Origin of the sequence: Salinactinospora qingdaonensis, assembly GCF_039539445.1 — a bacterium.
Lineage (GTDB): Bacteria > Actinomycetota > Actinomycetes > Streptosporangiales > Streptosporangiaceae > Salinactinospora > Salinactinospora qingdaonensis.
The window spans coordinates 1-22,775 of sequence record NZ_BAABDD010000044.1 but is presented as its reverse complement, the minus strand read 5'-3'; the positions used below and the strand labels follow the sequence as shown (position 1 = coordinate 22,775).

Sequence of the window (22,775 nt, the reverse complement as noted above, 5' to 3'; positions counted from 1 at the left end):
CACGTCGCACACGTGCCGGTCCCGGGGCGCCGCAACCGGCTGCCTCGCGGCCGGCGGCCCGGGGGCTCACCCCAGCGGTCTCGCTCCCGTGCCGGCCGCCCCCTCCGGATCGAGGATCGGCAGTGGGTACTCTGCCGGCCGTCGGCTCGACCGCCACGGCCAATGCGCCTCGGCGGCGTCGAGTCCAGCCAGCTCGGGTACGTAGCGCCGCACGTACTCCCCTTCGGGGTCGAACCGCTGGGCCTGGCGCAGCGGGTTGAACCGCCGGTTGGGTCGAGTGTCGTTGCCAGTGCCGGCCACCCACTGCCAGTTGCCGTAGTTGTCGGCGATATCGCCGTCGCACAGCACCTCGTGGAAGTGGTCACCGCCGCAGGTCCAGTGCACGCCCATGGTGCGGGTCAGGAAGGAGGCCGTGATCAGCCGAGCGCGGTTGTGCATGAAACCTTCCCGCAGCAACTGGCGCATGCCAGCGTCGACGATGGGGACGCCGGTCTGGCCCGCCCGCCATAGCGCGAGCCCCTCCGTGTCGCTCACCCATGTGGTGTCCCGAGACCGGTAGTCCTGCCGGGCGATACCGGGGAAAGCCGCCGTGACCTGGTGGTGGAAGTCGCGCCAGGCGAGTTGGCGGACGAAGGCGTCGGCGCCGGGACGGCCGCGGGCCTCCCGCGCCAGTTCCAGGGGCGACAGGCAGCCGAACCGCAGATCGGCGCTGAGCCGCGAGGTGGCGTCGGCGGCCAGCATGTCGCTGCCCTCAGCGTAGCCGGCGATGCCGCTGTCGAGCCAGGTCCGCAGACGCTGCCGGGCGGGGGATTCGCCCCCGCGCTGGCGCTCGGGGGAGAGCGGCCCCCGCCCCTGGTCGCGCAGGGTGGCATCCGGCAACCGTTCGCTCGGGAGATCGTTGGGCACGTGCAGCCGCTGCGGCGCGGGCAGCCGCCGGCGCCAGGTGTGCGCCTCCCAGGCGCGCCAGTAGGGCGTGAAGACCCGGTAGTGGTCACCCCCGGCGGGGGTGACCTCCAACGGGGGCACCACCGTGACGCCGGGGAATGTGGTCACTGCGAGGCGGGAGCCCTCGGCGGCGCGGCGGAGGTGGCGCTGCCGCCGCTGGGCCATGCGCCCCACGTCATAGCTGAGGTGGATCGCACCGGCACCGGTGATTTCGGCGACCCGCATGGTCTCGGTGACCGTGTCGCCGTAGCGGACGAACAGGTCCCCGCCGCGGCTTCGCAGCGCCTCGCGCAGATCGGTGAGCGCCTCCACCAGGTAGGCGATGCGGTTACGTGCGCTGCGGCGCAGGATCGTCGGATCGAGGACGAACAGCGGCACGACCAGGTCACCGCGGCGCACCGCCTCATGCAGCGCCGGATGGTCGTGGACCCGCAGGTCGCGTGTGAACAGTACGACTGTCGCCGCCATACGGACCTTCCGCTTGGTTACCGGCCTGTGGGACGGGTGTCACTAGTGGGCCGCCTGCTCTGCCGCGTCGGCGATGTTGCGCGCCATCGAACCGAACACCACGCCGTGGAAGGGAGCGACGGACCACCAGTAGAGCTGCCCGAAGAGCCCGCGCGGGTGGAAGAGCGCCCGCTGCCGGTACAGGGTGGCCGTATCGCGCCGCTCGACGCGCAATTCCAGCCACGCCAGACCGGGGAGCCGCATCTCGGCCCGCAGCCGCAGCAGACTGCCGGGCTGCACCTCCTCGACGCGCCAGAAGTCCAGCGAGTCCCCCACGCGCAGCCGGGCGGGGTCGCGTCGGCCGCGCCGCAAGCCGACACCGCCGACGAAGCGGTCCAGCGCGCCGCGCGCCGCCCACGCCAGCGACCAGGAGTACCAGCCGCGCTCACCGCCGATGCCCTCGATGACCCGCCATAGCGCCTCGGGGGAGGCGTCGACCGGCCGCACCCGCTCGTCGGCGTAGAGGGAACCGCCGCTCCAATCCGGATCGGTGGGCAGCGGGTCGGCGGGGGCGCTGGGCCAGGCGGCCGAGGACCACCGGGTCGCCACCTGGGCTTCGCGGATGCGACGCAGGGCGAGGCGCACCGCCTCGTCGAACCCGAGCCGGGCATGGTCGTTGAGACGGTCGGCGAGATCGTTCTCCCGGCAGACGGCCTCGTTGCGCAGCGATTCGATCAAGGGGCGGGCGATGGTGCCGGGCACGGGGGTCACGAGGCCCACCCAGAGGCTGGACAGGCCCGGCGACAGCACCGGAACCGGGATGATGAGCCGGCGCCTTACCCCGGTCAGGCGGGCGAAACGCTGGATCATCTGAGCGTAGGTGAGGATATCGGGGCCGCCGATATCGAAACCGCGGTTGAGCCCGTCGGGCAGCGCCATCGACGCCACCAACAGCCGCAGCACGTCGCCCACGGCGATCGGCTGCACCCGGGTCGAAACCCAGCGCGGGGTCGTCATCACCGGCAGGCGCTCGGTCAGGTAGCGCAGCATCTCGAAGGAAGCCGAGCCCGAGCCGAGGATGATCGCCGCGCGCAGCACGACCGTGGGCACCGGGGACTCCAAAAAGATCTCGCCCACTTGAGCCCGCGAGCGCATGTGGGGCGACAACTCCTGGCCCGGAGGGTTGAGTCCGCCAAGGTAGATGATCCGGCGCACGCTCGCGGTGTGGGCGGCCATGGCGAAGGTTCGTGCGGCCTCGCGGTCGCGGTGGGCGAAGCTGGCGCCGGCACCCATGGCGTGGACGAGGTAGAAGGCGACGTCGACGTCGGCGAGTGCGGGTTCCAGACTGGCACGGTCGGTGACGTCACCGCGGACGACCTCCACCTCACCGCGCCAGGGGTAGTCACGCAGTTTTCCCGGCGAGCGAGCCAGACAGCGCACGATGTGGCCCGCGCGCAGTAGCTCGGGCACCAGCCGTCCCCCGATATAGCCGGTGGCCCCCGTCACCAAGACACGCATCCTTAGCCCCCGCCCGTGGACGATCGTGCGACGCGCCCCTGCCAGCGCCCCTGTCAGCATTCGGCCCCCTATCCAGGAATGCCGGATTGTCACCTGGGCAGGGCTTCGTAGGACGGCCGTGGCCCCACCCAGGTGACGCCGTGACAGGCGCGCCGCAGCGATGTGCAGCCCCTCCCGACTTCAGACCGCTGCCGGCGCCCGCGTGGCTACTGTTCGCGACGGTACGCTGATAAGCAAGTCGCAACGGTTTTGCATCGTTTTTGGAGAGGGCTATGGGGGAATCGGCGCTGACTCCGGGAGCAGCGGCCCGCCGCCTTGGCGTAGCCACAGGGACCCTGCGCAGTTGGGACCGGCGTTACGGCATCGGCCCCACTGAACGCAGCCCCGGCGGACACCGCCGCTATGGCACCGGCGACATGGCCCGTCTGGAGTACATGTGTCGGCTCGTCGCCTCGGGAACGGCCCCTGCTGAGGCCGCGCAGACCGCACTGTCGCTCTCCGACCCGCTCGCCGCACGGGCGACACCGCCGCCTTCCGGGGTGCCTGGCTCGGCGGCGTCGGCCCCCACAGCCCGTCCCGGTGGCCACACCGTCCCCGCGGGCTCGGCCGGGGCCTCGTGCCAAGGGCTGGCGCGCGCGGCGATGCGCCTGGACACCGATACGGTCGAGCGGCTGTTGGCCGACAGCGTCGAGGAGCACGGTGTCATGACTACTTGGGAAGAGCTGGCCATGCCCGTACTGCACGGGATAGGGGCGAAGTGGTCACACACCCGGCAGTACGTCGAAGTTGAACACCTGCTGTCGTGGAGTGTGTCTTCGGTGCTGCGGCGGGTGTGCGCCGACGCGGGAGGCGCGGCGCAGCGCCGGCCTGTGCTGCTGGCATGCATGCCCGATGAATTGCACACGCTGCCGTTGGAGGCGCTGGGGGCGGCGCTGTGCGAACGAGGGGTGACCCACCGGATGCTGGGGGCGGCGGCGCCGGCCGACGCCGTGGCCGCGGCACTGCGCCGCACGGCTCCGGCGGCCCTGGTGCTGTGGTCGCTGCGGTCGACGCAGGTGACCATGCCCGCGCTGCGGCAGATCCGGGAAGCGCTCGATGGTGGGGCGCGCCGTGAGAAGACCACCCTGTACCTGGCCGGGCCCGGCTGGCCGGAGGCCGCCCGCCGCCTCGTCGCCCACGTGGACTCACTACCGGCGGCGCTGCACGCGCTGGTCGGCTCCGACTGAACCTGCCCACCGACGGTTGGAGCTCGCCCCCGGCCGGGTTCTGGTTTTCAGACGGCTGGGTTGTGGGGGGTGTTTCTATGGGCTTGTCAAGCCGAGGGTCGTAAGTGGGGGGCTGTCGCTTGCGCGGTGCTGGTGGGTTTCCCGTCGCTCGTGCCTCGATCGCTTCGCGATCTCGGCAGCTTTAAGGGGGCGCTGTGGCTGTGGACGGGTGGGAGGCGACGGCGACGACCCCCGCTGGAGGTGAGGCAGCATTGCTCCGGGGTGCGGTGACACCGCAACATCTTCGGCAGCAGGCCAGCGCCTTGTGTCGTAGGTATCGCTCCGGGGTGCGGTGACACCGCGACGAGAAACACACCACCACCCCAACACACAGTCACACTGGCATGAGGGACACGACGGTGGGCGGCGATCGTTGCAGTAACGATGGCGACGAGCGTCCCAAAAAGCGTCAAACCACACCCCACCTCAACCCCGACCCACGCCGTGCAGCGCTCCTCCCACCCGGCCATAACCCACCCCCAGGCTGCCGAGATCACGAAGCGATCGAGGCACGAGCCACGAAAAACACACCACCACCCCAACACACAGTCACACTGGCATGAGGGACACGACGGTGGGCGGCGATCGTTGCAGTAACGATGGCGACGAGCGTCCCAAAAAGCGTCAAACCACACCCCACCTCAACCCCGACCCACGCCGTGCAGCGCTCCTCCCACCCGGCCATAACCCACCCCCAGGCTGCCGAGATCACGAAGCGATCGAGGCACGAGCGGCGAAAGAGCCGCCGCGCCACCGCTGCTCCATGCCTTGAGCGGGCGGTACCGCCCTTGACGTTGGCCCGCTACAGCCCCCGAGCGGGGGGACGTGGGGATGTTCGTCGTCCGCTCGCGCCTCGATCGCCGCGCGATCTCGGCAGCCCACGGGGCGACAGCGGACACGCTCACCCGCGCACGCCCACCGCCCGCCTCGCCGCCCGTCCAAAAACCAGAACCCAAGATGGCGGCGAAAAATCCCGCCCCCACCAATCCGGTTGTGGCGAGGGCGCGAATAACGGGCGTGACGATCAGCGATGAGGGCCCACACCGCAGCGCGCGAGCCCACCACCGGCCGCTGGGCTGGCTCACCGGGCTGCTGGCCGCCGGCACCGCCGTGGGGGTGGGAGAACTGGCCGGCGCCCTGGCCGGGACCGCGGGACCCATAGTGGTCGTAGGGGACGCCGTTGTGGACGTCAGCCCGGCGCCGCTGAAGGAGTTCGCGATCTCGGCCTTCGGGGTCTACGACAAGGTCGTCCTCCTCGGCGGCATCCTGACCACGGTGGCCGCCTTGGCGGCCGTCCTCGGGGGGTTCGCCCTGGCGTGGCCGATGGTGGGCTACGCGGGGTTGGGGCTGTTCGGTGGGGTCGGCGTGCTCGCGGCGGTGGCCCGCCGCACCGACGAGCCGCTGGCGGTCGTGCCTGTGCTCGCCGGGGTGGCCGCGGGGGCGCTCGCACTGTATCTGCTGCTGCGCCAGGCTCGCCCGAAGGCGGCGGGACCGGCGTCCGGTCAGCTCAGCGGCGGGCCGCCCGACAGGGGCGAGGCGGCGAAGCCGGCGGGTGAACAGACCGCTGGTGCGTCTTCCCCTGCTTCCCCCGCGCAACAGCCCGCCCCGAGCGGGCCCTCCCCCGGTGGACCGTCCGCCGCGGCCGGCCCGCACCGGCGGGGATTCCTGCTCACGGGGGTGGGCGTGCTTGCAGTGGCGGCCGGTTCGGGAGCGCTGGGCCGGCACCTGTCCAGCGGGGCGAACGTGGCCGCGTCGCGGGCGGCGCTGCGGTTGCCCGCTGCCGCCGAGCCGCTGCCGGCGCTGCCGGGGGGTGTTTCGCTGGACGTGCCGGGCCTGCCCCCGTTCATCACGCCCAACCGGGACTTCTACCGCATCGACACCGCGCTCACGCTGCCCCGAGTCTCGCCGCGACAGTGGCGGCTGCGCGTTCACGGTCTGGTGGACCGGCCCCTCGACCTGTCCTACGAGGATCTGCTCGCCCGGCCACTCATCGAGTCCGACACCACGTTGACCTGTGTTTCTAACCAGATCGGTGGTGACCTCGTCGGCAACACGCGCTGGCTGGGCGTGCGGCTGGCCGACCTGCTGCGCGAAGCGGGAGTGCACGCCGACGCCGACCAGATCCTGAGCACCTCCAGCGACGGCTGGACCTGCGGCACCCCCACCGCCGTGGTCATGGACGGCCGGGAGGCGCTGCTGGCGGTGGCCATGGCCGGCGAGCCGCTGCCGATCGCCCACGGTTTCCCGGTGCGCATGGTCGTTCCCGGCCTCTACGGCTTCGTCAGCGCCACCAAATGGGTCACCGACATCAAGCTCACCCGCTTCGCCGACGAGCGCGCCTACTGGGCTAGACGCGGCTGGGCGGTGCGGGCACCGATCAAAACCATGTCGCGTATCGATGTCCCCGGGCCGCTGGAGAACGTGCCCGCGGGACCCACCACCGTCGCCGGTGTGGCGTGGGCACAGCGCCGCGGCGTGGCGGCGGTGGAGGTGCGCGTGGACGGCGGCGAGTGGCGGGAAGCCGTTCTCGCCGACGTCCCCGGTATCGACACCTGGCGCCAGTGGCGCTGGGAGTTCGACGCCGCCCCCGGCCGACACACCTTGGAGGTCCGCGCGACCGATTCCACCGGACACACCCAGCCCGAACAGCGGGTGGAGCCGATCCCCGACGGGGCCACCGGCTGGCATTCCGTGCAGATCACTGCCGCATGAACGTGAGGCGGTCGAAACGGGTCGACCGTCGCCGAAGCAACCAGGAAACCAAGGAGACTGCTGTGCTCACCAAGAAACTGATGATCGCCTCCTCCGCCGCCGCCCTCGCACTCGGACTGAGCGCCTGCGGCGGCGGGGAAGCCGCCGAAAGCGGCGACGGCGCCTCGCCGGAGGAAAACATGGAGTCCACCGAGGAGACCATGGCTGAGGAGAACATGGACTCGGCTATGAGCGGGCCGTTCGGTCCCGCCTGTGCCGACGTTCCCGCTGAAGGGGCCGGCAGCTTCTCAGGCATGGCCGAAGACCCCGTCGCCACGGCGGCCTCTAACAACCCGGCGCTGTCCACCCTGGTCGATGCGGTCACCCAGGCCGATCTGGTGGATACGCTCAACAACGCCGAGGACATCACGGTGTTCGCCCCGGCCAACGCGGCCTTCGGGCAGATCCCGGAAGAGGACCTGAACGCGCTGCTCGAAGACCGGGACCAACTCACCGAGGTGTTGACTTACCACGTCGTCGAGGGCAAGCAGACACCCGCCGACCTGGAGAACGGCACGTTCACCTCGCTACAGGGGGCCGATGTGACGACCTCGGGCTCCGGTGAGGACTACACGGTCAACGACGAGGCCGGCGTAGTCTGCGGCAACGTCCAGACCGCCAACGCCACGGTCTACATCATCGACGGCGTGCTCATGCCGCCGCAGAACTAACCCGAGCAGGGCCCCTGTGCGGGGCGTCGCGTTGCTGCGGACCCGCACAGGGGCAGGTGAGCGGTACGGCACAAAACGCCGGGACGGTCACCGCCCTCTCGGACCGCCCAGCCCCGGCAGGGCCACGACCACGCATGAGGCCGCCGTCCCACCACCAGGCGCCGGCCGCTCGGCGACAACAACCTGCCTCGTAATCCGGTGACGTGCGGGGAAACCGTCGCCGGCGCGGGGAGTGATCGAGTTAGGCAACGGCACAGTAGGGGAGTATTGGTGTCGCCTTCTCGGCTGAGGAGCCGAGAAGGCGACACCAAGAAAGCAGATGAACGACGAACCCGTAGCGCACGGTCCGATGCGCAACGCTCCCGAACCGGTCCCACCTGCTCGCCCGCCCCTGGCGGAGCTGCTCACCCAGGTGGCGCGGGGCGACGAGCGAGCTTTTGAAGACATCTACGATCGGATAAGCCCGGCCGTCTACGGGCTGATCCGCCGGATTCTGCGCGATCCCGCCCAGTCGCAGGAGGTCGCCCAAGAGGTACTGGTCGAGGTGTGGCGCAGCGCCTGTCGCTACGACGAGCATCGCGGCAGTGCCCACGCCTGGATCATGACCCTTGCGCACCGGCGCGCGGTGGACCGGGTCCGTTCCGAGCAGGCCGAGTCCGACCGGCAGGCCCGCGCGGCGGCCTCAGCCAACGCCACCCCTTACGACCAGGTCTCCGAAGAGGCCACCAGCCGGTTGGAGAGCGAACGGGTCCAGCGCTGCCTACAGACCTTGACCGAGTTGCAGCGCCAGTCGGTCACGTTGGCCTATTACGGGGGACATACCTACCGTGAGGTCGCGAAGCTACTGTCGGCCCCGTTGGGGACAGTGAAGACCCGGATGCGCGATGGGCTGATCCGCCTGCGCGACTGCTTGGGGGTGGAGTGGTGAGCAGGAAACTACGCCAGGACCTGCACACACTCGCGGGCGCCTATGCTCTCAACGCGCTTCGGGACGAAGAACTGCGGCGTTTCGAGCAGCATCTGCTGCACTGCGATGCCTGCGTGCAAGAGGTGCGCGGCATGACCGAGACTACGGCGCTACTGGGCTCGGCCGCGGCCCGCACACCCCCGCCGGAGATGCGCGCCGCGGTGCTCGACGAAGTGGCGCGCACCCGCCAACTCGCGCCGGCTCCGCCACAGCCGTTCGTGGTGACCCGCTCCCGCTGGTGGCAGCGCGGTCTCGTGGTGGTGCTGGCGGCCTGTCTCGCGGCACTGATCGCGCTGGGAGCGGTGGTGGTGGACCAGCGCCGCGAAATCAGCGAACTGCGCAGCGAAGAGCAGCAGATCGCCGCTGTGATGTCGGCACCCGACGCCGAGTACGTTTCGGCTGAGCCCTCCGAAGGGGTGTCGGTGACGGCGGTGGCCTCCGAGAGCATGGGCAGCCTGGTCTTCACCGGACAGGGGTTGTCCCAGCTCGACGACCAGGACTATCAGGTGTGGCTGGCCGCCCCCGACGGCTCGGTGCGCTCGGCCGGACTGCTCACCGTGGGCGCCGACGGGGCGGTGGAGCCGCTGTTGGCCGAGCAGCTCGCCGACGCCCAAACACTGGCGGTAACCATCGAGCCGGCCGGTGGCTCGCCTCAGCCCACCAGCGACCCCATGATGTCGATGTCGATCGAGAGCTAACAGCGCCAGGCGGCCCGGGCCGCGCCGGCTCCAGACTGACCACGGTCGCGGTGAGTACAGCCGTCAGGCACGGCCGCGCCCACCACAGAACGGTCGGCAGTAGTGGAGGCCGCTGGGGCGCCAACCGCCCCAGCACTGCCCCGACGAACGGCGACCGGAGCGCCGGCCCGGCGTCGGCTCCGGGCTTTGGGCCGCTGCGTTGCCCTGAGCGTGGCGGCCCGGTGGTGTTGGGCGAGGCGGACACCAGGCCGGGGGTCCGACAGTGGCTGATGGGTCTTCGAGGGGATCGGTCTGCGCGGCAAGATCGTCACGAGGGATGCCCGCTAGGTGCACTGACCGGGGACATGGGTTGAGGGCCGCGCCCAGGCTCTCTTGTTGACCCCTCCAACGCGGCTACGGAGGTGAGATTTACGGGGTCGACTGCTCACGTGCGTTGTGCCCAGAGTCGGTCAACGCCGCGTTCGGACTGGCTGATCTCGGCCCACACCGCATCGAGAGAAAGGCCGAGGACATCGGCGATCGCCGCGATGGTCGGAAAGGCAGGGGTGGCTACGCGACCCGACTCGATCTTGCGGAGAGTCTCCGGTGAGACACGCGCATCGAGCGCCGTATCGAGTATCGAGCGTTCCCCTCTGGCCCGACGTAGGAGGGCGCCGAGGCGCTGTCCGCGTTCGACCTCTGCGGGGGTGAGCGGCAACCTGACCATGAGTCCGATTCTAATACCGGGATAATATGGCCGGTATAGTTATCGGCTGCATGAGGAAGGCGCCGCATGATCGAGGTCCTGCCCCCCACCAAACTGGCCCGAGCAAAAGACACAGGCGCCTTGGTCGCTGACATCCTGGAGACGCTGAAGAGACGCAGCACGGTCGGCACGAACCTTCTGGACATCGACCGGTGGGCCAAGACCATGATCACCGAGGCGGGTGCGCTGTCCTGTTACGTCGACTACACGCCGTCCTTCGGACGCGGCCCATTCGGCCACTACATCTGCACGGCCGTCAACGACGCCGTGCTCCACGGACGGCCATACGACTACGTGCTCGCCGACGGCGATCTGCTGACACTCGACCTCGCCGTCTCCAAAGGCGGAGTCGCCGCGGACGCTGCCATCAGCTTCATCGTGGGCGACGCAAAGCCCCCGGCGAGCGTCGCGTTGATCAGTGCGACCGAACGCGCGCTGGCCGCAGGGATCGCCGCTGCCGGGCCGGGGGCTCGCATCGGCGACGTCTCCCATGCCATCGGCACGGTCCTCAACGAGGCGGGGTACCCGATCAACACCGAATTCGGAGGTCATGGCATCGGATCAACGATGCACCAGGACCCGCACGTTTCGAACACCGGACGGCCCGGCCGTGGATACAAACTGCGCCCTGGGCTGCTGCTGGCACTGGAGCCGTGGGTCATGGCGGACACCGCTGAACTCGTCACTGATGCCGACGGGTGGACACTCCGAAGCGCGACAGGCTGCCGGACAGCACACAGCGAGCACACGATCGCTATCACCAACGACGGAGCCGAAATCCTCACCTTGCCGGAACAGGCGCAGCCGTGAGGCCGAAAGCCCCCGTGTTCTTCCTCTCCAAGCACTGCACCTCTCGCGGCCCAATGAGGAAGAGGGGCGTTCTCCTGTTGCCCGTGCCCACGAGCGCTGCGGCCACTCGGTACCCCGTGGCCAGCCCTCCCCCATGCCCGGTTTCAGAAATCAACCAATCCGGCGGGGCCACAGAACCGAATTCCGGTCGAAGAATAGTCGAGGTGAAGGGACCGGATTTCGACGCCACCGTGGTCACCACGCACACCGACCAAGCGCTGCGACCGCTGGGACAGCATATGGCCGGCCTGGCTGGGGCGACTGCGTCCGGGCCACCAGCAGTTTCCCGCCGCTGCCGCCTCGGCGGTAGGCCCTCCGGGCCGGGCTGGGCGAGGGGGCAGCCCGGCCCGGACTCCTAGGACCGAGTTCGAGCAGTGCGGACCAGGCCGCCGGATGCTTTGGGCCGACGGGCCCCGGCGAGGGCTCGTCGGCGCGGGCGGGGCGCCTCTACCCTCAAAGCCGAAAGTGGGGCGTGGGGGCGTGGTTCGCCGCTTGGCCCTCATGCCGCCACCAAGGAGGGCGGCTAGGGCTTGCGCAGCACCCCGCCGACCTCTTTGACGCGCTTGTTGTTGGCTCCCGCGCCCAGGAAGCGCTGGAGCGGCGGGGCGACGGGGTCCAAGGGCGGCTGGTCGGGGTCGGGGCGCCAGTCGTTGACGTCGACGAGGCCGGGCTCGACCGGTTCCAGCCCCAGTCCCGCCACCAGGGCGGTGAACTCCGCGACCGTGCGGGTCTTCCACGCCAACCCCAGCCCCACGGCGGCCTCGGTGTGGCCCTGTGCGGCCTTCTCGTCCTCCCCGACCATCTGCGACAGGCCAAGGAAACTGCCCGGGGTAAGGGCGCGGGTGACGGTGGAGAGGGTGTCGCGCAGCGTGTCGTCGTCGGGGATGGAGTGGGGCACCGACAAGAACAGCGCGGCCACCGGGCGGGTGAAGTCGATCAACTGGGCGACGTCGGGGCGGGCCAGGATCTCGCGGGGCTCGGTCATGTCGGCGGTGATGACCATGGTGGCGTCGTTGTCGGCCAGCAGAGCGCGGCCGTGGGCGAGCACGATGGGGTCGTTGTCGACATAGACCACGTGGGCGCCGTGCTGGAACCGCTGGGCGACCTGGTGGACGTTGTGCTGGGTGGGCAGGCCGCTGCCCAGGTCCAAAAACTGGTCGATGCCGGCTTCCCGGGCCAAGAACCGCACCACCCGGTACAGGAACAGCCGGTTCTGCCGTGCAGCGTCCAGGGTTTCGGGGAACTGCGTGAGCCCGTTCAGCACGGCCTCCCGGTCAACGGCGAAATTGTCTTTGCCTCCGAGATCGTAGTCGTACATCCGCGCCGGAGTTGGCACATCCGTGGGGATATGCGGCGGAGGCGAATCATTCGGAGGAAAAGAGTGTTCAGGGATATTCATACGACCAACCCCCCATGGCGACAAATGAGGCAAACCGTTAACTATCCGGTGATCATGATCCTAATCTCCGGCGACACAGGGGATTCGCGGCACGTCACCGCGATCGGACGTCGCTACGCCCGCCGCGCGAGGCACCACTGCCGAGGGTCGCACCGGAGAGACGGGCACCACAAGGAGAAGTAACCCAAGCCACAAGTTCCGGGAACGCCATCCGTGAAATCACCAGTTCGCGCGGCGAGCCGTACCCAAACCGTTAACAGTTGAGTAACTTGAGGCCGTGTTCGGTATATCCCCCATGACCTCCTCAGTTCGCCTTCGCGGCCGAGACGCCGAGCAGCGGGCGCTGGCTGTCGCGCTGGGCGACGCCAGATCCGGCGACAGCGCGTCGCTTCTCGTCTCCGGCGGACCAGGCGTGGGCAAAACCGCGCTTCTCGACCACGCCTGCGCGACGGCCAGCGACTTCACCGTGCTGCGCGCCGCCGGCGTGCCCTCCGAGAGCGACCTGGACTTCGCGGGACTCCTGCGGCTGCTACGGCCGGTCATGGACCGGGTGAACGAACTGCCGCAGCCCCAGTCCGACGTGCTGTGGCAAGCGCTGCGCACCGGACGGGTCGTGGAAAGCGATCGCTTCACCCTGTCAGTGGCGCTGCTCGACCTGCTGTGCCTGCTTGGGCGCACCAAACCGCTGCTGTGCTGTATCGACGACGCCCAGTGGCTGGACGCTCGCTCCCTGGACGCGTTCGCCTTCGCCGCGCGGCGGCTGGCCGAGGACTCGGTCGCCATAGCTTTCGCCGCGCGCGACAACGACGCCAAACCGGTCGTGCCGGGTGTGAGCAGGCTGGCGATCGGCCCGTTGAGCGACAACGCCATGCGCACCGTCATCACCGACCGCGCCGTGTGCACGGTCCATCCCACCGTGGAAGAGCAGGTGACTCGGGCCGCTCACGGCAACCCGCTGGCCGCGCGCGGCTTCGTCGACACGCTCACCGCCGAGCAGCTCGCCGGACGGTGCCCCCTGCCCGAACCTTTGGTGCTCGACGAAACGCTGTTGGAGGCCCACACTCCCGCGATCCGGGCCCTGCCGGAGACCACCCGGGAAGTGCTGCTACTGGCCGCGGCCGATCCCGAGGCCGGCGTCGACACCCTCATCCGCGCGGCTGGGGACCCTCAGGTATCGATCAGCGCCTTCACTCCGGCCGAAGACGAGGGACTGGTGCGCATCGAAGGTGACCAGGTGCGCTTCCACGATCCCCTGCTGCGCGAAGCCCTCTACCAGAACGCTCCCCTCATCCGGCGTCGCGAGGCACACGCGCTGCTGGCGGCGGCCCTTGACGCCGAGCGCGAGCCCTCACGGCACGCGCGGCACCGCGCTGCCGCGGCGGCGGGACCCAACGCGAAGTTGGCGGTGGAGTTAGCCGGCGCGGCGATGGCGGCCCGGAAGGTGGAAGGCCATATCCGCGCCTCGGTGGCGTTTGAACGCGCCGCGGAACTGACACCCGACCCGCGGATGCGCTCCTGTCGACTGTCCTACGCCGCGCATGACGCCTGGCTGTCGGGAGAGCCGCAACGCGCCGCGGCACTGCTGGACCGCGCCCAGCCCTTTGCCACCGGTGGACGGCTGCCCGGGGTGGTGGAGCTGCTGCGGGGCCACATGGAGCTACTGACCGGCAACACGATCGACGCGGCGGAGTCGCTGCTGGCCGCCAAAGGGCAACTGCTGCCCCACGACCGGGAGCTGGCCATCCGGGCGTTGCTGCGGGCCGCCGACGCCGCCTCGCTGGCCGGTGACCCCATGCGGCACGCCACGGCAGCGAGCGAATTGGCGAAACTGGGTCGGCGGGACGATCCACCCGAGCTCCAGCTTGGAGTCACCTTCTTGGAAGGGTGTGAGGCGTCGTTTCGAGGGGACTACGCGGGTTCGGTCGGGCCACTTCGGCGGGTCTTGGAACTCGCCGAGCACGTCAACGAACCGGCCGAACTGGTGTGGGCCAGCATCGCCGGGCTGCGACTGGGCGATCTGCGCCAAGTCCACACATTGGCGAACCGGGCCATCAGCGCGGCCCGCCGCCGTGGAGCGCTCTCGGTCGTGCCGCAGGCGATGGAGTTCCTCGTCTACTCACAACTGTGGACGCGCCGGTTCCCTTCGGCGGCCAACAACTGCCTGACCGGGCTGCGGCTGGCACGCGAGACCGGACAGCCCAACTGCGCCACCCACCATCTCGCAGCCCTCACCCTGGTCTCGGCTATCCAAGGTGACGCCGAGACCTGCCGGGCGCGGGCCCGCAGCGTCGCCGAACAGGCCAGCGAGAACAGCCTTGGCCTGCCCGCCGCCATGAGCACGTGGGCGCTGGCTGTGCTCGACCTCGCCAGCGGCGATGCCGCGCGGGCGTTCTCGCGGCTGCGGGTGCTGGCCCATGCCGGCCCTGGGCAGGGACACCCCACGATGCGGCTGCTGACAGCGCCCTACTTCGTGGAAGCCGCCGCGCGCACCGGAGAGATCGCCCAGGCGCAGCGGGTACTGGCCGGCTACCGGCACTGGGCCACGGCCACGGGGAGCACGTGGGGGCTGGCGCTGCACGCTCGTTGCCAGGGGTTGCTCAGCAAACCCGAGGAGGCGCCGGAGCACTTCGAGGAAGCGCTGCGCCTGCACCAGGCCAACGGCAACGACGCGCTGGAGCACGCGCGTACCGAACTGCTGTACGGCTCGATGCTGCGCCGCAGCCGGCTGCCCGGTCAGGCACGCGAGCACCTGCGCGAAGCCCAAGACACCTTCCACCGGTTCGGTACCCGCTTGTGGTTGAAGCAGGCCCGAGCCGAGCTGCGGGCTTTGGGCGACCTGGAACGCAGCGAGGAGTCGGGGGCGGCCGACGAACTGACCGTGCAGCAGCGCGAAATCGCCCGGTTGGTGGCCGAGGGCGCCACGAACCGCGAGATCGCCGCGCACATGTTCATCAGCCCCCGCACGGTCGAATACCACCTGCGCGGCATCTTCCGCAAGCTCAATATCCGCTCTCGGGTGGACCTGACCCGATTCTTCCGCTGAGCGCCCGGCCGTGACGCCGCCGGGGCGCCGGCGAAATCGGACGACTGCCCCTCGGCGCACCCCCGACCTCCCGGCGGTGGGGACGGGGGGTGGGCTTTGGTCCGCACGAGCGACGGGAAGCCCTCCCACCCCGAGCATCCAACAGCCCCCACCTACAACCCACCCACCCCCGGCTTGACAACCCCAGAGAAACGCCCTCTGACCACGACATCCCCGACGAAAAAATCTCATTTCTTATGCAAGGAGTTGTTGGATCATGGGATCTTCTCATTGAGCAAGGGGAGATGCGGCAAACTCAAGAGGCCGCCGAATCGGCGGAACCACCCACGCGACACCAGCCATAAAAACCCTCTTGAGTAGCGATTTCTCTCATACTGGTGATTTGACGGATGTGCGGTTACCAAAACGACACGCATAGTTGAGACCCAGCGGCGCCAGCGAACAACGAAGAAATAATTTGTTTCTTCTCGCCTGGTGTCGGGACGGCCGCTGCGGGATGGCCTCTTTGGCCGGAAGCCTCCCGATAAGGGCCGGATTTGGCGAACTGAATAGCCGGCCGCTAGACGGACGTTCGCGGCAGCGCGAGAGGGCAGGCCCCTCCCGGCAGCGAACCGGCGACGCATGGTGGGGTCCGCCCGGAACAGTCCCCCAACCCATCACGTGTGTTCGGTTCGCCTCGTGCGGCGCCACCGCGAACGGTCAAGCGGCGGGGTCGGCATCGCCCCGAGCCCGACTCAGCGCCACCGTCGTCCTTCCCTTCTGTCGCCAACAGTGGGGACACCGGCGAACCCTCGTGCGCGGTTCGCCGGTGCCTCGTCCATACGACAAGGAGTAATCCCCCCATGCAACGAACAGAAGTCCCCCTCGACTTTGCTGAGCACACCGATTCCGATGTGAGCGTTTCCGCGTCGCGTTCGGCCGGCCGGAAGGTGGCCGGCACGCTGGCCATGGCCGCGACCCTGGCGATGGCCGGCGTCGGGCTGGCCGCCCCGGCCCACGCCGACAACCCCTACGAACGCGGCCCCGCTCCTACCGAGTCCAGCATCGAGGCTTCCGAAGGACCGTTCGACGTCGACGAGGACTCGGTGTCCTCGCTGTTCGTCAGCGGCTTCGGCGGCGGCACGATCTACTACCCCGAAGACGACAGCCAAACTTACGGGGCCGTGGCCATTTCCCCCGGTTACACCGCGAGCCAGACCTCGATGTCCTGGTACGGTCCGCGGATCGCCTCGCAGGGCTTCGTCGTCTTCACCATCGACACCAACACCCGCTACGACCAGCCCGACTCGCGGGGCGATCAGCTCCAGGCGGCGCTGGACTACCTCGTCGACGACAGCTCGGTCCAAGACATCATCGACGAGGACCGCCTCGCCGTCATGGGCCACTCCATGGGCGGCGGCGGCACCCTGGCCGCGGCCTCCGAGCGGCCCGAACTCCAGGCCGCCATCCCCCTGGCCCCCTGGCACCTGGACAAGACCTGGGGCGAGGTGCAGGTCCCGACCATGATCATCGGCGCCGAGGACGATTCCATCGCCTCGGTCACCACCCACTCGCAGCCCTTCTACGAAAGCCTGCCGAGCTCACTGGACAAGGCATACCTGGAACTGGACGGCGCGTCCCACTTCGCACCCAACACCTCCGACACGACGATCGCCAAGTACAGCATCTCCTGGCTCAAACGCTTCGTCGACAACGACACCCGCTACGAGCAGTTCCTCTGCCCACCCCCCAACGCCGGCGGACTGTTCAACGACATCTCCGAATACCGCGACACCTGCCCCCACTCCTCCTAGCTCCGGGGTATCACGCCCCGCTGCGGCGAGGGTGACACGGTGAGAAGCGCCGGTGGTGGATCTTGCATCCGCCATCGGCGCCTTTTCGCGTGCCCGAGGCGCGGGGACCTCCCCGGTCCGCGTTCCCAGCACCGGCTCCTTTCCTTACAGCCGCAACCGAGCCGACGCGCTTACCTCACTGAAACCCACACAATCGAAAACGGTGAAAAATCTATTTTCTTCTCCGACCGACGACGGGGGAGACGGACAGCAAAGGACGCGGAGCGCCGGGGAGTCGGCGGTCATCCATGCCCCCTCCCCCGCTATGGGCATGGCCGCACCGCTTGAACAGGGGCTAACGGCAGACTGGTGATTTGACGGATGCGACGTGACCAAAATTACACGCATAGTTGGAACACACCGACATCAAGAAAACGGGCGAAAATAATCCGTTTCTTCACCGTTGGTCAGCCGAGAACTCCCTCGGCTCGGTAAAGGTCCGGATCGAGCGAGACATTCTCCTTATTCCCCCTATCCGGTGGCGGAGGTCGAACGCACAAAGGTCGTCCAACGACCCGTCGATACCCCGCCCGAAAGAACAAGGAGTCAATCCCCCCATGCGACAAGCAGCAATCTCTGAGTTCGCTGAGCACACCGATTCCGATGTGAGCGTCTCCGCGTCGCGTTCGGCCGGTCGTAAGATCACCGGCACGCTGGCCATGGCCGCGACCCTGGCGATGGCCGGCGTCGGGCTGGCCGCCCCGGCCCACGCCGACAACCCCTACGAACGCGGCCCGTACCCGAGTGAGTCCAGTATCGAGGCTTCCGAGGGCCCGTTCGACGTCGACGAGGACTCGGTGTCCTCCTGGTTCGTGAGCGGCTTCGGCGGCGGCACGATCTACTACCCCGAAGACGACAGCCAGACCTACGGCGCGGTCGCGATCTCGCCGGGTTACACCGCGAGCCAGACCTCGATGTCCTGGTACGGTCCGCGGATCGCCTCGCAGGGCTTCGTCGTCTTCACCATCGACACCAACACCCGCTACGACCAGCCCGACAGCCGCGGTGATCAACTGCTGGCGGCGCTGGACTACCTCGTCGACGACAGCTCGGTCCAAGACATCATCGACGAGGACCGCCTCGCCGTCATGGGCCACTCCATGGGCGGCGGCGGCACCCTGGCCGCGGCCTCCGAGCGGCCCGAACTCCAGGCCGCCATCCCGCTCGCCCCCTGGCACCTGGACAAGACCTGGTGGGAGGTGCAGGTCCCGACCATGATCATCGGCGCCGAGGACGATTCCATCGCCTCGGTCATCACCCACTCGCAGCCCTTCTACGAAAGCCTGCCGAGCTCACTGGACAAGGCGTACCTGGAACTGGACGGCGCGTCCCACTTCGCACCCAACCTGTCGAACACGACGATCGCCAAGTACAGCATCTCCTGGCTCAAACGCTTCGTCGACAACGACACCCGCTACGAGCAGTTCCTCTGCCCGCCCCCCAGCGCCGGCGGACTGTTCAACGACATCTCCGAATACCGCGACACCTGCCCCCACTCCTCCTAAGGTCGTCGTCTTAGCACTCCGCCGCTAAGACAGCGTTCCCACGGAGAACAGCGCCGATGGCGAGCACCCCGCGCCCGCCATCGGCGTCTTTTCGCGCTCGAACGGATGAACGTACTGAAACCTTTCAGAGGCGAGACGACACTCCAATGGAAAGCGCTTGCCAATAAGAGGTGGAGCGATGGGGCGGGTAGGTGTTCACCGCCCCCACGCAGGCTCTAGTTGTCGCCGCGGGCCACCGAGAGAAAGGCGCTGACCAGTGGGGACGATGTCCGCTTCGGCCAGGCCAGAGCCGATTGGCACGGCGGGATGTCGATCACGGGGACGAAGGCGAGGTCGGCACGGGCGTAATGCTCGTAGATAGCGGCGGGGACCAGCCCGACCCCGTGCCCCGCAGCGGCGTGTTCGAGCTTCTCCTCGACGGTGTCGACCGAAGGCCCGTACACCGGCGCTGAGCCGTCCGGCCGGGGGTCGACGGCGGCGAACCGTGCCCAGACCAGCGGCGCCTGGTGATGGCCGATGACCGGGTCGTCGCGCAGATCGAGGATGGAGAGTTCGCCGCGGTCGGCCAGCGGATGTTCCAGGGAGAGAACGGCCAGCCGGGGCTGGTCGGCGAGTACTTCGATGCTCAGCTCGGGGTCTTCGATCGGCGGGCAGACGAACGCCACGTCGGCACGGCCGTCGTGCAAGCAAGCGACCTGGTCGAACCAGTCGTAGCGCTTCAGATCGACCTCGACGTCGGGGAAGCTCCGCTCGAAGGCGCGCAGCAGGGGCGGCTGGATCGCGCCGGTCATGAACCCCACTCGCAGCACTCCGCTGAGCCGCCCGGCCAGCGCTTGGGCGTGCCGCAGCGCCGCCCGCGCCTGCGCCAACGCGGCGCGGGCTTCCGGCAGCAGTGCCGCACCCGCCGGGGTGAGCTCCACTCGGCGACTGGTGCGGTCGAACAGCCGCCCGCCGACGGCCGTTTCGAGCTTGGCGATCTGCTTCGACAGCGCGGGCTGGGCGATGCGCAGCCGCACCGCCGCCTCGCCGAAGTGCTGCTCCTCCGCCACAGCCACGAAGGCTTGCAGCAGCCGGTAGTCCGGTTCCATGCCTTCAGGTTATTGATCCAGACCAATCCACTCTTGGACACTCCCGCGGCTGCCCACCCACCCTGAATGCGGGGCTCGCCCCTGGACCGCAGACGACACGACGGAAACGGAGCAGAACGATCCGCGCCATAGCGATAGACCAGTCCGGCGGCAGGGACCTGCTATACAGCGCGTCCCTGCCGGTACCGGAGATCGGCCCCGACGAGGTGCTGGTGCGCGTGGAGGCCGCAGGCGTCGGGTTCTGGGACGCGATGTCCCGAGAAGGCCGTTTCGGTGAGATGGACTTCCCTTACGTCCCCGGCTTCGAGACAGCCGGCGTGGTGGAAAGCACCGGTGCGAAGGTCACCGGCCTCGCGGTGGGAGACGAAGTCTACGCCTTCGACTTCCCCGGCGGGGGCTACGCCGAGTACCGCGCCATCTCCGCGGCGACCGCCGTCCGCAAGCCCGCGTCGCTGTCCTTCGCCGAAGCCGCGGCGATACCGGTGGCCGGTATCACCGCGCACCAGGGCATCCTCGACGTACTCGGCCTTCGCGAAGACGAGACCGTCCTCGTCACGGCCGCCGCCGGTGGGGTGGGCACCTTCGCCGTGCAGATCGCCTCGGCCGTGGCGGGCGCCCGCGTCGTCGGCACCGCCACCCCCGCCAACCATGACTATCTCGCCGAACTCGGCGCCGCCGCAGCCGTGGACTACCGCGACGACGCCTGGCCCCGCGCGGTGCGCGAGGCTGCCGGGGGAGCCGTGGACGCCGTGCTGGACTGCGCCGGCGGCGAGGTGAACCCGCAGATCCTCAGCCGCGCCTTCGAGACGGTGCGCGACGGCGGCCGAGTGGCCTACCTCCCCTCCCTGGCCGACGAGCCGCTGCCCGAGAACGAACCCGCCCCGCCGCGTGGGATCTCCGCACGGTTCTTCGGTGCGGAGCCGGACGCGGAACGGCTCGCCCGGCTCGCGGAACTCTTCGACGCCGGCACGCTGACCGTACACCTGGAGGAGGTCATAGCACTGGAGGAGGCAGCCAGGGCGCAGGAGCGCGTCGAGGCCGGCCACACCCGCGGCAAGCTCGTCCTCGGCGTGGGGCCGCGGGCCTGACCCCGCGCTGTCTTCGCCCTCCTTCGAGCCCCGCCACGGTCCTCATCTCGTGGCTCGACACCAACGTCGGGCAACCACCTCTGTAGCCCTGGTCCGCGGTTTGTCCCCGGCACGGAGACGGAACCAGCGGTGGCATTGTGGAGGGATGGGCCCAACGGAACTGCGGGTGCGCTTCGCTGCCGAACTGTGGTTCTTGCTGCCACCGCGCCACCGCCACCCCGAGGCTCACCTGCGTTACGACGGCACCTCGTCACTGGGGCACGTGATCGAGTCCAACGGGGTGCCGTTACCGGAGGTGGGCCGCCTGGAGGTGAACGCGACGCCGGTCGCCGCCTCCCACCGTCCCGCCGCGGGCGACCTCGTGACCGTCCTAGGGGTACCACGTCCCCAAAAGGTGCCGTTTTCCCCGCTCAAGTTCCTCCTCGACGTGCACTTGGGCGCGCTGGCGCGGCGGCTGCGGCTCGTCGGGGTCGATGCCGCTTATCACAATGACCGCGACGACCCTGCCCTCGTCGAACAGGCCAACGCTGAGGAGCGGGTGCTGCTGACCCAGGACCGCCGGCTGCTGCACCGTAGGAACCTGCGTGCCGGCGGCTACGTCCGCGGCAGTGACCCCGACCGTCAACTCCACGACGTCCTAGAACGGTTCGCGCCGCCACTGGCCCCGTGGAGTCGTTGCACCGCCTGCAACGGCACGCTGGCCCCCGTCCACAAAGACGAGGTCAAGGACCTGCTGGAACCGGGAACCCGGGCCACCTACGACACTTTCGCCCAATGCCAAGCCTGCGGCCGTCTCTACTGGCCCGGTGCCCACCACCGGCGCCTCACGGCGATCGTGGCCGCGGCGGAGGAGACCGTTGCCGCCGCAGCGACCCCGGAACCTCGGCAGGCGTGAGACGGCGCTCCCCGGGTAGGCCCAGTGCGGTGATGGGCGGTCAACCACCACGGCGCGGCGTGTGCGCCGACATCGTCGTGCTAATACTGTCGTGACCCGTCCGAATCGACGCGCTAACGCCGACCGAACCTTACGAGGTGGCACGTGAACGAGCTACTACTGCTGAACGGTCCCAATCTGGGTATCCTCGGCAAACGCGAGCCCGAGGTCTACGGGACCGACACCTTGGCCGACATCGAACGCGCGGTCGGCGAGGAGGTCGCGGACCGGGGGTGGCGAGTCGTCGCCGTCCAGCACGACTCCGAAGGCGAACTCATCGGGGCGATCCAGAATCATTACGACACCGTCGGCGCGATCGTGAACCCGGGAGCGCTGATGATCGCGGGGTGGAGCCTGCGCGACGCGCTGGCCAACTACCCCCGCCCCTGGATCGAGGTGCACCTGTCCAACGTCTGGGCCCGCGAGCAGTTCCGCCATGAGTCCGTGATCGCGCCGTTGGCCAGTGGTGTCATCGCCGGCCTTGGCCCGCTCGGCTACCGGTTGGCCGCGCGTGCGCTGCGGGAGCGGATCAGCGACTGACCTGCCCGCGCAACACCCGCTCGAATGCCGCTGGCCCCACGTGCCCAGATGAGACAGCCGCCCCGGTTTCCCGAGGCGGAGTCGGCGGGGGCGCGGCGACGGTAGGGCGGCATGATCGCGGCGAGGTGTGGCCGCTCGGCGATTCTCGCGGCCGGGTATCGCCCGTGCCACCCTCGCCATAGCCGATACGCCCTTGAGAACGCGGGGACACGGCTGGAAACCGCCAGGCTGCGCAGCAAGAACGCCGATCAAAACCTTTTGATAGGCGCGCCGGGGGCGAGTGGCCACGCCCCTACCGAGCCGTCCGACCAGGGATTCCACCAAACAGGCAAAATTACGTATTGCCCCCAACGCAACCGAGTCGTAACATTTGGCTACCGGAATGCGCTTTCCGGGGTATGTGTCCACACTCCAACGCCTACGGAGGAATCCCCCATGCATACCCTCCTGCGGCCACCGCGGATCGTGACCGCGGTCGTAGCGGCTTTGG

Annotated in this window: 17 protein-coding genes; 12 read left to right on the top strand and 5 right to left on the bottom strand. The window is 69.1% G+C overall.

Going from position 1 to position 22,775, the window contains the following annotated elements:
* Positions 1 to 66: 66 nt before the first annotated feature.
* Together ABD848_RS23510 and ABD848_RS23505 are read right to left on the bottom strand one after the other, a co-directional pair.
* Positions 67 to 1,413 carry a cryptochrome/photolyase family protein gene (locus ABD848_RS23510; RefSeq protein WP_344976867.1) on the bottom strand — a complete coding sequence of 449 codons (1,347 nt, stop codon included), beginning with the start codon at positions 1,411 to 1,413 and terminating at the stop codon, positions 67 to 69.
* Between the two features lie 42 nt (positions 1,414 to 1,455).
* A complete protein-coding gene (locus tag ABD848_RS23505) occupies positions 1,456 to 2,910 on the bottom strand; it encodes an SDR family oxidoreductase (RefSeq protein ID WP_344976904.1) in 1,455 nt (484 codons plus the stop codon).
* Between the two features lie 272 nt (positions 2,911 to 3,182).
* Here ABD848_RS23505 and ABD848_RS23500 point away from each other — a divergent pair, with 272 nt between their 5' ends.
* The 5 genes from ABD848_RS23500 (at position 3,183) to ABD848_RS23480 (ending at position 9,262) form a co-directional block, all read left to right on the top strand.
* Entirely contained in the window at positions 3,183 to 4,136 is a 954-nt protein-coding gene (locus ABD848_RS23500) for a MerR family transcriptional regulator (RefSeq protein ID WP_344976863.1), read from the top strand.
* 1,047 nt (positions 4,137 to 5,183) lie between these two features.
* Positions 5,184 to 6,887: a molybdopterin-dependent oxidoreductase gene (locus ABD848_RS23495; protein ID WP_425567679.1), complete on the top strand. Its 1,704-nt coding sequence runs from the start codon at positions 5,184 to 5,186 to the stop codon at positions 6,885 to 6,887.
* Positions 6,888 to 6,949: 62 nt separating this feature from the next.
* Positions 6,950 to 7,597, top strand: coding sequence for a fasciclin domain-containing protein (locus tag ABD848_RS23490; protein WP_425567676.1), 648 nt, complete (start codon positions 6,950 to 6,952; stop codon positions 7,595 to 7,597).
* A 349-nt stretch (positions 7,598 to 7,946) separates the two neighbouring features.
* Positions 7,947 to 8,525 carry an ECF RNA polymerase sigma factor SigK gene (gene sigK, locus ABD848_RS23485; protein ID WP_344976897.1) on the top strand — a complete coding sequence of 193 codons (579 nt, stop codon included), beginning with the start codon at positions 7,947 to 7,949 and terminating at the stop codon, positions 8,523 to 8,525.
* Positions 8,522 to 9,262 (top strand): anti-sigma factor, encoded by a 741-nt coding sequence (locus ABD848_RS23480; RefSeq protein WP_344976857.1) that lies wholly within the window; start codon positions 8,522 to 8,524, stop codon positions 9,260 to 9,262. The genes sigK and ABD848_RS23480 overlap by 4 nt, the downstream gene beginning before the upstream one ends.
* Positions 9,263 to 9,686: 424 nt before the next feature.
* Here the strand turns inward: ABD848_RS23480 and ABD848_RS23475 are convergent, their stop codons facing one another.
* Positions 9,687 to 9,968, bottom strand: coding sequence for a helix-turn-helix domain-containing protein (locus ABD848_RS23475; RefSeq protein WP_344976855.1), 282 nt, complete (start codon positions 9,966 to 9,968; stop codon positions 9,687 to 9,689).
* 66 nt (positions 9,969 to 10,034) lie between these two features.
* Between ABD848_RS23475 and map the strand changes: the two genes are divergently transcribed.
* A complete protein-coding gene (gene map, locus ABD848_RS23470; RefSeq protein WP_344976852.1) occupies positions 10,035 to 10,817 on the top strand; it encodes a type I methionyl aminopeptidase in 783 nt (260 codons plus the stop codon).
* A gap of 562 nt (positions 10,818 to 11,379) precedes the next feature.
* Here map and ABD848_RS23465 read toward each other — a convergent pair.
* On the bottom strand, positions 11,380 to 12,192 hold the full coding sequence (locus ABD848_RS23465; RefSeq protein ID WP_425567675.1) for an SAM-dependent methyltransferase: 813 nt from the start codon (positions 12,190 to 12,192) through the stop codon (positions 11,380 to 11,382).
* A gap of 358 nt (positions 12,193 to 12,550) precedes the next feature.
* On the opposite strand from ABD848_RS23465, the gene ABD848_RS23460 reads away from it, so the two are divergent.
* The 3 genes from ABD848_RS23460 (at position 12,551) to ABD848_RS23450 (ending at position 18,635) form a co-directional block, all read left to right on the top strand.
* Positions 12,551 to 15,298, top strand: a complete 2,748-nt coding sequence (locus ABD848_RS23460; RefSeq protein ID WP_344976846.1) for a helix-turn-helix transcriptional regulator — start codon at positions 12,551 to 12,553, stop codon at positions 15,296 to 15,298.
* A 947-nt stretch (positions 15,299 to 16,245) separates the two neighbouring features.
* Positions 16,246 to 17,091, top strand: a complete 846-nt coding sequence (locus ABD848_RS23455; RefSeq protein WP_344976894.1) for an alpha/beta hydrolase family protein — start codon at positions 16,246 to 16,248, stop codon at positions 17,089 to 17,091.
* A gap of 698 nt (positions 17,092 to 17,789) precedes the next feature.
* Complete coding sequence (locus ABD848_RS23450; RefSeq protein WP_344976891.1) at positions 17,790 to 18,635, top strand: alpha/beta hydrolase family protein; 846 nt, start codon at positions 17,790 to 17,792, stop codon at positions 18,633 to 18,635.
* 215 nt (positions 18,636 to 18,850) lie between these two features.
* Here ABD848_RS23450 and ABD848_RS23445 read toward each other — a convergent pair whose 3' ends face one another.
* Positions 18,851 to 19,723 (bottom strand): LysR family transcriptional regulator, encoded by an 873-nt coding sequence (locus ABD848_RS23445; RefSeq protein WP_344976844.1) that lies wholly within the window; start codon positions 19,721 to 19,723, stop codon positions 18,851 to 18,853.
* 206 nt (positions 19,724 to 19,929) lie between these two features.
* Here ABD848_RS23445 and ABD848_RS23440 point away from each other — a divergent pair, with 206 nt between their 5' ends.
* From ABD848_RS23440 to ABD848_RS23430, 3 genes are all read left to right on the top strand, one after another.
* Positions 19,930 to 20,811 carry an NADP-dependent oxidoreductase gene (locus tag ABD848_RS23440; RefSeq protein ID WP_344976841.1) on the top strand — a complete coding sequence of 294 codons (882 nt, stop codon included), beginning with the start codon at positions 19,930 to 19,932 and terminating at the stop codon, positions 20,809 to 20,811.
* A gap of 145 nt (positions 20,812 to 20,956) precedes the next feature.
* Entirely contained in the window at positions 20,957 to 21,706 is a 750-nt protein-coding gene (locus tag ABD848_RS23435; protein ID WP_344976838.1) for a Mut7-C RNAse domain-containing protein, read from the top strand.
* 144 nt (positions 21,707 to 21,850) lie between these two features.
* On the top strand, positions 21,851 to 22,285 hold the full coding sequence (locus ABD848_RS23430; RefSeq protein ID WP_344976835.1) for a type II 3-dehydroquinate dehydratase: 435 nt from the start codon (positions 21,851 to 21,853) through the stop codon (positions 22,283 to 22,285).
* Positions 22,286 to 22,775 lie beyond the last annotated feature (490 nt).